The organism is Microbacterium sp. PRC9 (assembly GCF_031844125.1).
Lineage (GTDB): Bacteria > Actinomycetota > Actinomycetes > Actinomycetales > Microbacteriaceae > Microbacterium.
The window spans coordinates 82,364-94,864 of the sequence record NZ_JAUZUR010000007.1; the positions used below are offsets into that span (position 1 = coordinate 82,364).

A 12,501-nucleotide genomic window follows, 5' to 3' on the forward strand; every position below is an offset into this window, starting at 1 on the left:
CGGCCCTTCTCGTGCCATTGCCCGCAGGAGGACCGTCGGGGTCGGCACGTCGACCAAGCATTGAGATGCGCGGTGCTAGTTGATGATCTCGGCGTCGCTCTCGCGCAGCGCAGCCAGTCGAACGCGCCATGACTCGAGGGCCTCGGGTGTCAGCCGGGTCCATTCCGTGATTTCCTCGACGACGATCATGGGTGCTCTTGTCCGGTAGGAACGCGTGGGGTTGCCCGGGAACTTCTTGTCCGTGACGTTCGGGTCGTTCTCGAAGTCTCCGGTCGGTTCGACGAGGTAGACGTGCGGCTCCGCTTCGGCGGGTCCCAGCATCGCCGCGATCTCGGCGGCCAGGCCCGCGCCGTCTCGGAGGGCGGTGAAGTACACGTGGTTCATGATGACCTCGCGCCTGTAGTTCGACCGATGCCCGGCGACGAGCCGGTCTCCGGCGGCGAGGTTCGCACGCGTGCCGTGAAAGAACGGGCCGTCGTCGAGTGAAGCATTGCCGCTCATCGCGCAATTGTCGCACCCACCTCACGCAGGCTTGAGGATCGCGGCTGCACGGATGCATCCCCTCAGTGCGCACCGCCCGTTTGTGGATCGATCGTGGCGTAGCAGATTGCGGCCTGATGGCGATCGCATCAGGTCACGGGTGCAGCCAGCGTGTCGAAGGCGGGTTGCAGTCGTCGCGCGCGATCGGGGTCGGACTTCGTGACCTCTTCGAGAAGCAATCGGGTCAGTGCGATGCGGGCGCTGAGCGGGCAGTGCGCGTTTACGGATCCAGTGCGGGCCGGGATCGGCAGTTGTGCGAGATTGCTGGCATGCTTTCGCCTCAGTCGCTCAGCGAAGATGACCGGAGACAAGTCGCTGCGTGGGCAGCAGACTGCGCGGAGCGCGTCCTGGCGCTGTTCGAGTCCGAGGCGCCAGGCGACGACCGGCCGCGCGACGCGATCGCGCGCACTCGAGGGTTCGCCGCAGGGCGACTGACGGCCGCCGACCAGATCCGTCGACGGTTCATCGCAGGGCGCGCAGCCAAGTCCGCCGCCTCGCCGGCCGGCGCCGCCGCCGCTCGGGCCGCCGCGCAGGCGGCCGGTGTCGCGCACATGGGCGCGCACGCGCTTGGCGCAGCCGCCTATGCGGCCCGCGCGGTCAGGCTCTCCGCGGGCGACCCGAACGCTGTGAACGAGGAACTCGAGTGGCAGATCGCCAGCATGAGTTCCGACGTCGCGGCTGCACTCCGGTCGCTCCCGCCGATCGGCAGCGACTCTGCCGGCCCGCTCGGCCCGGGGATGCTGTCATCCGGTGAGCTCGGCGAACACATCCGACAGCTCCAGACGCGACTTCACAACACGACCGCCTGAGCGCTACTCGCGCTCGGGCACGGCATCCGCACTGCTCGCAGGAGGATCGACGCCGCTCGGGGGGTTATGGCCAGATAGTGTTCGCTCATGTCGTTTGCAATACTCACGACCCAGGCCGCATGGAGTGGATTCTGGGAATGGTCGCAGACGCAACTCGGGGCAACTATCGTCGGTGGACTCGTCGTAGCGGCGGTACTGGGCGCGGTCGGGTGGCTCGCACGTAGACGGCGATTGCGAAAGGCGGCCGCCACGAATCGGGTTGACGAGAGTTCGGACGACTTGTCGACCACGCACCCGGCGAATCCGACCTTCCAGTGGCGCTTGGCCAAAGAAGGCGATGAAACCGTGCGGCTGATCAACGAGGGAGCCTTAGCTGAGGTGACGACCATCGTCGGCCGACCTGGACTCACCCGCGTGAGTACGGACTTCAGCCTCCCCGTCCGGGTGCCGCATAAGTCGTCGATCGAACTCCGTGTTCGCAAGGACGACGGGCACGAACGTCACTGGCTCAACGTCAATTGGCTCCGCGAAGGTCGAGGCAACTTGCAGAGTCACAGCTTCGACGTCTGATCGCCGACCCGCCCGGAGCAGCTGTCAGCACGCATCGGAACGCCTCATGCACGCCCTCAGGCCTGCACGCATCGTTCCGGCTTCGTGCAGTGCCCGCAACGGGATCGACGCACGTCATGGTGTTCGCAGGGGGCGATGCCCGTTGAGGGATGCGCTCACACCGATGTCGGTTGCGATCCTCGACAACGGCCCCGGCAACGACCTGACAGCTACCACCGATCCGGACACCATCTGTCCGGGAGAATCGCTACCTTCTCATCATGACAACGGCAGAGACTCCGGCATTCCTCTATGCGCAGATCCCGTACCGCGATGCGCCCGCCGCCCTCCGATGGCTCGAGCGCGCGTTCGGGCTGACGACCACCGCGGAATGGCCCGACGGTGAGGGAGGCATCCAGCACGCCGAGATGCGGCGCGGCGATGCTGTCTTCACCGTCTTCACCGATCGAGCGGGCTACGACCGCGCGCAACCACGCGGCGAGTCGGTCGGGCTCGGGCTGGTGTTCGCCCTGGGCTCTTCGGCCGAGGTCGACGACATCTTCCGGTCTGCCGTCGCCGCCGGCGCGGAGGTCGTCTTCGCACCCACCGACACGGAGTGGGGGAACTACCGTTGCCGCGTCCGGGACCTCGAAGGCTACGAGTGGACCTTCGGGACGTACAAGCCCGGCGAGCCGCAGGAGTGGGCGGGCGACGACCAGGTGGACTAGCTGTTCTTCCCCGACACGTTGTGAACGGCTGAGGTGAGCGGAGACCGGTCGCGGTCGGTCCCGTATCCCGAGTTCCTGGCATCGCCGTTTGACGCAATAGCCGCTGCTCTCGATCGCGCCGAGCGCGCCACAGATGTTGTCAAGGTGTTGTCACGAGAAAGGGATCGAGAGTCCTGAAGACTCTCGATCCCTTGTCCCGACTGGTGCCCCCGACAGGAATCGAACCTGCGACCTTTGGTACCGGAAACCAACGCTCTATCCCCTGAGCTACGGAGGCGTGCCGATCGAGACTACCATCCAGGCGCCCGTCGCCCCGCCAACTCAGGGCGCCGGGGGAGTGTCGTCCAGCGGTGCGTCGGCGACGATCGCTGGCTGCTGCTCCATGCGTTCGATCGCCGTCGCGACGCGGTCGGCGAGGTAGGCGTGGCCGTTCGTCGAGGGATGGTCGCGCCCGATGGGGCCGGTGTCGATGACATCGCGGTAGTTGGCGTCGGTGATCCAGTCGTCGCGGATGGGGGAGATGTACCACCAGCCGCGTGCGCCGGCCAGCTCGCTCAGGTCGGCGTCGATCCTGCGCGTGGCGTCCTGTACCGGCAGCACCTGCGGCGACGGGCCGAGGATCACGATCTCGGCGTCGGGGTACCGGGCCTCGAGGGCGTCCCACGCGGCGGTGACGGCATCCCGGTATCCGGCCGGATAGAGCTTGCGGTCGTTGATCGACCCCTCGACGATGATCAGGTCGGGGTCGAGAGCCGGATCCAGCCCGCCGATGCGCTCGCCGTAGGCGGGGCCGTCGAGGCCGGGCTTGAGGTAGCCGCTGCCGCGCACGCCGTCCACGACGGTCTCGACGCCGAGCTCGTCGGCGAGGAGGTAGGCGAAGCCGAGCGTCGGCACGTTCGCGGCCGAGCCGTAGACCCACGAGTCCCCGAAGACGAGCACACGCGCATCGTCTTCGAGTACGAGGGGAGCGGGAGGGACGGATGCTGCGACCGCCGCCTCACCCTCGGCCACCGCCGCCGGAGCCACCGGTTCGGATGCACCCCAGGGGCGCAGCACCGCGACCGCGCACACCGCCGCGACGGCCAGTGCGGCGCCCGCCAAGGGGAGCCATAGCCGCCGGGCTCGGGTGTTGCCGGGCGCGTGCATGTGAAGAGGGTAAGTCATGCACGGACGAGGTCGTCCCCTGGGCCGTGAACTGGGGAAAAGTGGGGCCCGATCCTGAGGGTGGGAATCGCTTCCAGAACACTCGCAGCAAGAGGTTGTCAACCCCGCGCGATCGAGCCCTCGCGGCATGCGAGGATACTTCGGTGCAACGCGTCGTGACCGCTGAGATGGACCTCGAATTGGGGGCATCCGTCGACCTCATCTTCCAGATCGCAGCCGCTCAGGCGGTGCCGATCTCGAATGAGCATCTGACGTTCATCCAGGGCGATCGCGTGTACACCCCGACCGAGATCGTCGATCAGTCGGGAAGCAGGCTGCACCGCCTCACGGGCGAGCCCGGCCACCTCGAGATCCGCTACGAGGCGACCGTCGACGGACAGGCCGCGAGCAGCCGCACGAGCGATCTCGAAGCCATCACCTACCTGCGCCCGAGCCGTTACGCCCAGTCCGACGAGGTGTTCCAGCAGGCCCGTCGCCAGTTCAAGGGGCTCTCGGGCCACGACCTCATCGCGGCGGTGTCGGAGTTCGTCTCGACGAGCACCACGTACACGCCGGGTCTCAGTCAGGGCACCGACAGTGCGGTCACGACCCTCATGACCGGCCAGGGCGTCTGCCGAGACTACGCGCACGTCGTCATCGCCCTGCTGCGCGCGATGGACATGCCGGCCCGCTATGCCGCGTGCTTCGCGCCGGGGCTGCGCCCGATGGACTTCCACGCCGTCGCCGAGGCGTACCTCGACGGCGCCTGGTACGTCATCGACGCGACGCGTCTCGCGAACCGCAATTCTCTGGTGCGCATCGCGACCGGGCGCGATGCCGCGGACTGCGCATTCCTCAGCTACCACGGCGGCTACGTCGGCCTGAAGCGCCTGCGCGTCGACGCGTGGGTGGTCCCCGAGGCCGCGACCCTCGACGGACTCGACACTCTGCCCGAAGTGCTGCCCGAGGCATCCGATCCCGCCGCCGACGACTTCGGCGCGCTGGTGCAGATCTCCTGACCCCGCGCAGGGGCGGGGTGGGCCGCGCCCGTAGACTTGACGGGCTATGAATCCCGAAGCCCTCTCCGCCGCCCTGCTCGCCGTCGTCGCCCCGCTCGCGGAGGCGCGACGACCCGGCGCGGCCGAGGGGCTCACGGTCGCCGATCTGCCGCTCGAGCGGCCGAAGAACCGCGACCACGGCGACTGGGCCTCGAACGCGGCGCTCAAGCTCGCGAAGGCCGTCGGCGCGAACCCCCGCGAGTTCGCCGCCGACATCGCGGCCGGTCTCGCGCAGGTCGAGGGCGTCGCCGATGTCGAGGTCGCCGGTCCCGGCTTCATCAACATCCGACTGGATGCTGCCGCCGCCGGTGCGCTCGCGAAGACCATCGTCGACGCGGGCGCGGCGTTCGGAACGAACGAGTCGCAGCGCGGCAACACGATCAACCTCGAATTCGTCAGTGCCAACCCGACGGGTCCGATGCACATCGGCCACACCCGCTGGGCGGCGCTCGGCGACTCGATGGCGCGGCTGCTGCTCGCGAGCGGTGCGACGCTCGTCCGCGAGTTCTACGTCAACGACGCGGGCGCGCAGATGGACCGGTTCGGCCGCTCGGTGCTCGCCGCCGCCAAGGGCGAGCCGACCCCCGAGGACGGCTACCCGGGTTCGTACATCGCCGACCTCGCGCAGCGTGTGCTCTCGGCGGTGCCCGAACTGCTGACGCTGGCGGAGGACGAGCAGCTGCGGATCGCGCGCGACCGCGCCTACGAGCTGCAGCTCGGCGACCTGCAGTCGTCGCTCGAGAAGTTCAACGTGCACTTCGACGTCTTCTTCAGCGAGCGCACGCTGCACGCGAAGGGGGCCGACGGCGAGCCGAGCCTCGTGGACGAGGCTGTCGACCGCTTGCGCGAACAGGGCCACGTGTTCGACGACGAGGGTGCCGTGTGGGTGCGCACCACGGACTTCGGCGACGACAAGGATCGCGTCATCCGTCGCTCGAACGGCGAGTACACCTACTTCGCGGCCGACGCGGCGTACTACCTCAACAAGGGCGACCGCGGCTTCGCGCACAAGATCTACCTGCTCGGTGCCGACCACCACGGCTACGTGCACCGCCTCAAGGCGCTCGCCGGTGCGGCCGGCGACGACCCCGAGAAGGACATCGAGGTGCTCATCGGGCAGCTCGTGTCGGTCAACGGCGCACGGCTCTCGAAGCGCGCGGGAAACATCATCGAGCTCGACGACCTGCGGGACTGGATCGGCACCGACGCGCTGCGCTATTCGCTGGCGCGCTATCCCGCGGACTCGCCGCTCACGCTCGACCCCGAGATCCTGCGCAAGCGCACCAATGACAACCCGGTCTTCTACGTCCAGTACGCGCACGCGCGCACGCACAACGTGGCGCGCAACGCCCACGGCTCAGGTGTCGACCGTTCCGAGTTCGCCCCCGAGCTGCTGACCCACGAGACCGAGTCGGCCCTCCTCGGCGCGCTTCAGGAGTTCCCGCGCATCGTGGCGTTCGCCGCCGAGGTGCGCGAGCCGCACCGCGTCGCGCGGTACCTCGAGGAGCTCGCGGGGCTCTACCACCGCTGGTACGACAACTGCCGCGTGATCCCGCTGGGTGACGAGCCCGTCGAGCCGGTGCACCGCACCCGGCTGTGGCTCAACGACGCCACCGGCCAGGTGCTGCGAAACGGGCTCGATCTCCTGGGTGTCACCGCACCGGAACGGATGTAGCAATGGCCAGAGGCGACACGCAGGCGACCGAGCCGATCCCCGACGGGACGCTGTCGACGGCACCGGCGCAGCCGCGCCGCGTGTGGCCGTGGATCGTGGCGTTCGCGATCGTCGCTGTGCTCGCCGTGGCCGCGTGGTTCGCCGCCGAGGCGATCGCCCGGCAGATCGTGACCGGCGTCGTCCGCGACCAGGTGCGCACCCAGCTGTCGCTGCCTGCCGACCACCCGGTCGACGTCGACGTCGCCGGCGCCGTCATCCCCCAGCTCATCTCGGGCTCCATCGACGACCTCACGATCGCCTCCGACGACGTCACGCTCGGCGGTGTCACCGGCGATGTGACGGTGACGGCGCACGATGTCGCCGTGCGCGGCACCGGAGAGATGAGCGGCGCCACGGCGACCGTCTCGCTCGACGAGTCGCAGCTGCGCACGCTGCTGGCGACGGTCGAGGGTCTCCCGTCCGACTCCGTGGGCCTCGCCGCGCCGAACGTGACGATGTCGATCGACCTGCAGCTGTTCGGCGCGTCCATCCCCGTCGGCGTCGCCCTGGCGCCGTCCGCGGTTGACGGCGCCATCGTCCTGACGCCCGCGGCGTTCCGTCTCGGCGAGTCGGAGGTGACCGCCGACGCCCTGCGCAGCCAGTTCGGAGGTCTCGCCGACATCGTCCTGCGCGAGTGGAACGTGTGCATCGCGCAGTACCTGCCATCCGGAGTGACCCTCACCTCCGTCGAGGTGACCGGCGACGTGCTCGTCGCCGACTTCGACGTCGATGGGGCCATCGCCACCGATCCGGCGCTGCAGGCGAACGGCACCTGCGCCTGAGCCGCCGCAGGGCGTCACACGGCGCAGGGCCCTGGAGCCGTGTGCCCTAGACTGCTACCACCGCCAGGCGCGTGACCCCCTCCGGCCTGGCAGAGCCGCACCCGGACTCCCGGACGGCCAGCGTCGAAGCTCCCACTGATTGGTCCACCGTGTCCGCCGACCCGCACCACCGTTCCGTCGCTCCCGCGTGGCTCGAGCGCCCCGCCGACGCGAACGGGCTCGCCCCGGCCGTCTGGCCGGCGGCAGCGGCGCGTGATGCCGACGGCGTGCTGGAGCTCGGCGGCATCCCTGCCACCGCCCTGCGTGAGCGGTTCGGCACGCCTCTGTATGTCGTGGACGAGGACGAGGTGCGCCAGGCCGCACGCCGCACACTCGACGCCTTCCGCGCGGCTGCGGCGCTGCACGGCGTTCAGGCCCGCGTCTACTACGCCGGCAAGGCGTTCCTCAGCACCGAGGTCGTGCGCTGGGTCACCGAAGAGGGGCTCGCCGTCGACGTGTGCAGCGGCGGAGAACTCGCCGTCGCGCTCGCGGCGGGCGCCGACCCTGCGCGACTGGGCTTCCACGGCAACAACAAGTCGGTGGCCGAGCTCGAGCGGGCCGTCGAGGTCGGCATCGGCTCGATCGTCATCGACAGCCTCATCGAGATCGAGCGTCTCGCGGCGATCGTCGAGCGCCGCGGAGCGACGCAGGCCGTGCTGCTGCGGGTCAACAGCGGCGTGCACGCCGAGACGCACGACTTCCTCGCGACGGCTCACGAAGACCAGAAGTTCGGCTTCACGCTGACGGATGCCCCGGCCGCCGTCGCCCGCATCCGCGAGCTCGGCGGGCTCGAGTTCGTGGGCCTGCACTGCCACATCGGCTCGCAGATCTTCGGCACCGCCGGGTTCGAGGAGTCCGCCGCCCGCCTGGTCGAACTGCACGCCGAGCTCCGCGAAGGCGGCGAGCTGCCGGTCCTGAACCTCGGCGGCGGGTTCGGCATCGCCTACACGTCGGTCGACGACCCCACCCCCATCGAGCAGCTCGCGCTGGGCATCGCCGAGTCGGTCGCGCGGCAGTGCGAGGTGCGGGGCATCCCCATGCCGAACCTGGCGTTCGAGCCGGGCCGTGCCATCGTGGGCCGCGCGGGCGTGACCTTGTACGAAGTGGGCACGACCAAGCCCGTCGCGCTCGAGGGCGGCGAGACCCGCCTGTACGTGAGCGTCGACGGCGGCATGAGCGACAACGCCCGCCCGGCCCTGTACGGCGCGCAGTTCTCGGCCCGCATCGCGTCGCGCACCAGCGACGTCGAGCCGGCGCTCGCGCGCGTCGTGGGCAAGCACTGCGAGTCGGGCGACATCGTCGTCGACGCGGAGTACCTGCCGGGGGACGTCTCGCCCGGCGACCTGCTCGCCGTGCCCGCGACGGGCGCATACTGCTTCTCGCTCGCGAGCAACTACAACTACGTCTCCCGCCCGCCCGTCGTGGCGCTGCGCGGGGGAGAGGCGCGCGTCATCGTGCGCGGCGAGACGATCGACGATCTGCTCGCCCGGGACGCAGGCCTCAGCACCGTGCGCGACGGGCGCGAGCTCGCCGGCGCACCGACGGAAGGAAGACAACGTATGCCTGTACTGAGCGAGCGAAGCGAGTCGAAGTGACCGACTACCGCCGCCTCCGCGTCGCACTGCTGGGAGCCGGAGCCGTCGGCTCGCAGGTCGCCGCGCTGCTGCGTCAGCACGCCGACGAGCTCGCCGACCGCGCGGGTGCACGACTGGAGCTGGTGGGCATCGCCGTGCGCGACGTCGACGCCAAGCGCGAGACCGACCTTCCGCGCGAGCTCTTCACGACCGATGCGGACTCGCTCATCGTCGGCTCCGACATCGTCATCGAGCTCATGGGCGGCATCGAGCCGGCGCGAGAGTACCTGCTCCACGCGATCAATTCGGGCGCCGACATCGTGACGGCCAACAAGGCGCTCCTGGCGACGCACGGCCCCGAGATCTTCGACGCCGCCGATCAGGTGGGTGCCGAGGTCTATTACGAGGCGGCCGCCGCGGGCGCGATCCCCATCATCCGTCCGCTGCGCGATTCGCTCGCCGGCGACCGCGTCCAGCGCATCATGGGCATCGTCAACGGAACCACGAACTACATCCTCGACCGGATGGACACCGAGGGCGCCGAGTTCTCCGACGTGCTCGCCGACGCGCAGCGCCTCGGTTACGCGGAGGCCGACCCGACCGCCGACGTCGAGGGCTACGACGCCGCGCAGAAGGCCGCGATCCTGGCGAGCCTGGCGTTCCACACGACCGTGCCGCTCGATGCGGTGCACCGCGAGGGCATCACCTCGATCGACAAGTCGATGATGGATGCCGCACGCCACGCCGGGTACGTCATCAAGCTGCTCGCCGTGTGCGAGCGCCTGACCGAGGCATCCGGTGAATCCATCTCGGTGCGCGTCTACCCGGCGCTCATCGACCGCGCGCACCCGCTCGCGAGCGTGCACGGCGCCAACAACGCGGTGTTCGTTCAGGCCGAGGCCGCCGGAAACCTCATGTTCTACGGCGCGGGCGCCGGTGGCGTGCAGACCGCGTCGGCGGTGCTCGGCGACGTCGTCTCGGCGGCGCGCCGCCACATCGCCGGCGGCGTCGGCGTCGGCGAGTCGACGCTCGCGAACCTGCCGATCGTTCCCGTCGGACGCGTCACCACGCGGTACCAGATCACGCTCGAAGTCGACGACCAGCCGGGCGTTCTGGCTACGGTCGCGGGCATCCTGAGCGAGGGTCGCGTGTCGATCGCGACCGTCGAGCAGACCGTCGTCGAGTCGGCCGAGGGCGAGAGCGGCGTGGCGCGACTGGTGATCGGCACGCACAAGGCTCTGGAGCAGGACCTGAGCGAGACGGTGGACCGCCTCGCCGCGAGCGGCGTCGTCGAGCGCGTCGTCTCGGTGCTGCGCGTCGAAGGCAATTGAAGACTTTTCTGAAGGAGAACTGACATGGCACACGTTTGGCGCGGAGTCCTCCGCGAGTACGCAGATCGTCTGGGCGTCACGGATGCCTCGACCGTCGTCACCCTCGGGGAGGGTGGCACGCCGCTCCTGCCCGCTCCCGCGCTGTCGCGCCGCACCGGCACCGACGTGTGGGTGAAGTTCGAGGGCATGAACCCCACGGGCTCGTTCAAGGACCGCGGCATGACCGTCGCCGTCTCGCGTGCGATCGAGCACGGGGCGAAGGCCGTCATCTGCGCCTCGACCGGAAACACGTCCGCCTCGGCGGCCGCATACGCCGCCCACGCCGGCATCACCGCCGCGGTGCTCGTGCCCGAGGGCAAGATCGCGATGGGCAAGCTCAGCCAGGCCGTGGCGCACAACGGCCGTCTCATCCAGATCCGCGGCAACTTCGACGACTGCCTCGAGATCGCGCGCGAACTCGCCGACAACTACCCGGTGCACCTGGTCAACTCGGTCAACCCCGACCGCATCGACGGTCAGAAGACCGCCGCGTACGAGGTCGTCGAGCAGCTGGGCGACGCCCCCGACTTCCACTTCATCCCGGTCGGCAACGCGGGCAACTACACCGCCTACACGCGCGGCTACCGCGAAGAGGCCGAGGCCGGCGTCTCGACCCGCGTGCCGCGCATGTTCGGCTTTCAGGCCGCCGGCTCGGCGCCGCTCGTCACCGGTGAGGTCGTGAAGAACCCGGAGACGGTCGCCAGCGCCATCCGCATCGGCAACCCCGCGTCGTGGGAGCTCGCCCTCGAGGCGCGCGCCGCGACCGACGGGTACTTCGGCGCGATCGACGACGACCGCATCCTCGCGGCCCAGAAGCTCCTCGCGGGCGAGGTGGGCATCTTCGTCGAGCCCGCGTCGGCGATCAGCGTCGCCGGTCTCCTCGACCGTGTGGAGGCGGGCATCGTGCCGCAGGGCGCGCGCGTCGTGCTCACGGTGACCGGCCACGGCCTCAAGGACCCGCACTGGGCACTGCGCAACGCCGACGGCTCCGAGGTCGAGCCCACCGTGGTCGACGCCACGACGTCGGAGGTGGCATCCGTCCTCGAGCTCGCTCCCGCGGCGGCGACCGCGTGAACGCAGCCGTCGCTCCGGCCCCCGGCCGCCGCGTGGTGGTGCGGGTTCCGGCGACGAGTGCCAACCTCGGGCCCGGGTTCGACACCCTCGGCCTCGCGCTGAGCGTGTACGACGAGCTCGACGTCACGGCGCTGCCCGAGGGCGAGCTCGAGATCGAGGTCGAGGGAGCCGGTGCGGACGACGTGCCACGCGACGCCTCGCACCTCGTGGTGCGGGCGATCGCGTACGCGTACGAATCGGTCGGGCGACGGATGCCGGGACTCCGCCTGGTCGCCAAGAACGTGATCCCGCACGGACGCGGCCTCGGCTCGTCCGGCGCGGCGGTCGTGTCCGGCCTGCTGGCCGCGAAGGGCCTGCTCGAGGGCGACGTCGAGCTCGGCCCCGATGCCCTGCTCCGTCTCGCGACCGAGCTCGAGGGCCACCCCGACAACGTCGCGCCGGCGCTGTTCGGCGGCCTCACCATCGCGTGGGTGGACGAGGACGGCCCGCAGCACAAGAAGCTGCTCGTGCACCGCGGTGTGTCGCCGCTCGTCTTCGTGCCGACCTTCACGATGTCGACCGAGCTCGCGCGCAGCCTTCAGCCGATGCATGTGCCGCGAGAGGACGCTGTCTTCAACGTCTCGCGCTCTGCGCTCCTGATCGCGGCGCTCACGCAGAGCCCCGAGCTGCTGCAGGCGGCGACGGAGGACAAGCTGCACCAGAACTACCGCGCGAGCGCCATGCCCGAGACCGACGGTCTTGTGCGGGCGCTGCGCGCGGCAGGCTTCGCGGCGGTCGTGTCGGGGGCGGGACCGAGCGTGCTCGTGCTCGCCGACGGCCCGGGACGACGCCTCGAGGCGGCGGCGCTCGCGGGTACCGCGACCGACACCCCGTGGGAGGCGCTCATGCTCGCCGTCGACTTCAAGGGTGGTACAGTGAGGGAGTACGCGGAGGGTTCCACGTAAGACGTGAATCTGGCCTCCGTCGCAAATCTGCGAAACCACCGCACGGCATCCTGACCTGCTGACGTCCGCTGAGCACCCTCGCGGTCCCTCACCCCGTCGGCGGGCGTTTCGACAGGCGTGACAACTGATCGAGACAGGCAGACGCCACCCGGCAGCGCCGTGCGATCGTGCACAATC

The 12,501-nt window shown here is 69.9% G+C and carries 12 protein-coding genes and 1 tRNA gene; 10 read left to right on the forward strand and 3 right to left on the reverse strand.

From position 1 onward, the window contains the following. Window positions 1–75: 75 nt before the first annotated feature. Window positions 76–501 carry an NAD(+)--rifampin ADP-ribosyltransferase gene (arr, locus tag Q9R33_RS16270; protein WP_311294407.1) on the reverse strand — a complete coding sequence of 142 codons (426 nt, stop codon included), beginning with the start codon at window positions 499–501 and terminating at the stop codon, window positions 76–78. A gap of 116 nt (window positions 502–617) precedes the next feature. Here arr and Q9R33_RS16275 point away from each other — a divergent pair, with 116 nt between their 5' ends. From Q9R33_RS16275 to Q9R33_RS16285, 3 genes are all read left to right on the forward strand, one after another. Then, window positions 618–1,349, forward strand: a complete 732-nt coding sequence (locus Q9R33_RS16275) for a putative immunity protein (protein ID WP_311294408.1) — start codon at window positions 618–620, stop codon at window positions 1,347–1,349. Between the two features lie 279 nt (window positions 1,350–1,628). Continuing rightward, window positions 1,629–1,919, forward strand: coding sequence for a hypothetical protein (locus Q9R33_RS16280; protein WP_157549696.1), 291 nt, complete (start codon window positions 1,629–1,631; stop codon window positions 1,917–1,919). Window positions 1,920–2,179: 260 nt separating this feature from the next. Beyond that, window positions 2,180–2,626: a VOC family protein gene (locus Q9R33_RS16285; protein ID WP_311294409.1), complete on the forward strand. Its 447-nt coding sequence runs from the start codon at window positions 2,180–2,182 to the stop codon at window positions 2,624–2,626. A gap of 201 nt (window positions 2,627–2,827) precedes the next feature. On the opposite strand, the gene Q9R33_RS16290 is transcribed toward Q9R33_RS16285, so the two are convergent. Both Q9R33_RS16290 and Q9R33_RS16295 read right to left on the reverse strand, forming a co-directional pair. Continuing rightward, a tRNA-Arg gene (locus Q9R33_RS16290) sits at window positions 2,828–2,903 on the reverse strand. Between the two features lie 44 nt (window positions 2,904–2,947). Beyond that, window positions 2,948–3,772 carry an SGNH/GDSL hydrolase family protein gene (locus Q9R33_RS16295; protein WP_310248436.1) on the reverse strand — a complete coding sequence of 275 codons (825 nt, stop codon included), beginning with the start codon at window positions 3,770–3,772 and terminating at the stop codon, window positions 2,948–2,950. Window positions 3,773–3,933: 161 nt separating this feature from the next. Here Q9R33_RS16295 and Q9R33_RS16300 point away from each other — a divergent pair, with 161 nt between their 5' ends. The 7 genes from Q9R33_RS16300 (at window position 3,934) to thrB (ending at window position 12,324) form a co-directional block, all read left to right on the forward strand. Then, on the forward strand, window positions 3,934–4,788 hold the full coding sequence (locus tag Q9R33_RS16300; protein ID WP_056370339.1) for a transglutaminase family protein: 855 nt from the start codon (window positions 3,934–3,936) through the stop codon (window positions 4,786–4,788). 46 nt (window positions 4,789–4,834) lie between these two features. Continuing rightward, complete coding sequence (locus Q9R33_RS16305; RefSeq protein WP_056370337.1) at window positions 4,835–6,502, forward strand: arginine--tRNA ligase; 1,668 nt, start codon at window positions 4,835–4,837, stop codon at window positions 6,500–6,502. Window positions 6,503–6,504: 2 nt separating this feature from the next. Next, window positions 6,505–7,323 (forward strand): DUF2993 domain-containing protein, encoded by an 819-nt coding sequence (locus Q9R33_RS16310; protein WP_311294410.1) that lies wholly within the window; start codon window positions 6,505–6,507, stop codon window positions 7,321–7,323. A 149-nt stretch (window positions 7,324–7,472) separates the two neighbouring features. After that, complete coding sequence (lysA, locus tag Q9R33_RS16315; protein WP_311294411.1) at window positions 7,473–8,957, forward strand: diaminopimelate decarboxylase; 1,485 nt, start codon at window positions 7,473–7,475, stop codon at window positions 8,955–8,957. After that, window positions 8,954–10,267: a homoserine dehydrogenase gene (locus Q9R33_RS16320; protein ID WP_056370330.1), complete on the forward strand. Its 1,314-nt coding sequence runs from the start codon at window positions 8,954–8,956 to the stop codon at window positions 10,265–10,267. Before lysA ends, Q9R33_RS16320 begins: the two co-directional genes overlap by 4 nt. A 24-nt stretch (window positions 10,268–10,291) precedes the next feature. Further along, entirely contained in the window at window positions 10,292–11,380 is a 1,089-nt protein-coding gene (gene thrC / locus Q9R33_RS16325; RefSeq protein WP_056370328.1) for a threonine synthase, read from the forward strand. Next, the gene (thrB, locus tag Q9R33_RS16330; RefSeq protein WP_056370326.1) at window positions 11,377–12,324 is read left to right on the forward strand and encodes a homoserine kinase; all 948 of its coding nucleotides are present in this window, start codon (window positions 11,377–11,379) and stop codon (window positions 12,322–12,324) included. Before thrC ends, thrB begins: the two co-directional genes overlap by 4 nt. Window positions 12,325–12,501: the final 177 nt, after the last annotated feature.

What these genes read in the sequence shown, in the direction of transcription:
- Q9R33_RS16275 (WP_311294408.1), top strand. Translation starts at nt 618, where the DNA reads ATGGCGATCGCATCAGGTCACGGGTGCAGCCAGCGTGTCGAAGGCGGG.
- Q9R33_RS16310 (WP_311294410.1), top strand. Translation starts at nt 6,505, where the DNA reads ATGGCCAGAGGCGACACGCAGGCGACCGAGCCGATCCCCGACGGGACG.
- Q9R33_RS16285 (WP_311294409.1), top strand. Translation starts at nt 2,180, where the DNA reads ATGACAACGGCAGAGACTCCGGCATTCCTCTATGCGCAGATCCCGTAC.
- arr (WP_311294407.1), bottom strand. Translation starts at nt 501, where the DNA reads ATGAGCGGCAATGCTTCACTCGACGACGGCCCGTTCTTTCACGGCACG.
- Q9R33_RS16305 (WP_056370337.1), top strand. Translation starts at nt 4,835, where the DNA reads ATGAATCCCGAAGCCCTCTCCGCCGCCCTGCTCGCCGTCGTCGCCCCG.
- Q9R33_RS16295 (WP_310248436.1), bottom strand. Translation starts at nt 3,772, where the DNA reads ATGCACGCGCCCGGCAACACCCGAGCCCGGCGGCTATGGCTCCCCTTG.
- thrC (WP_056370328.1), top strand. Translation starts at nt 10,292, where the DNA reads ATGGCACACGTTTGGCGCGGAGTCCTCCGCGAGTACGCAGATCGTCTG.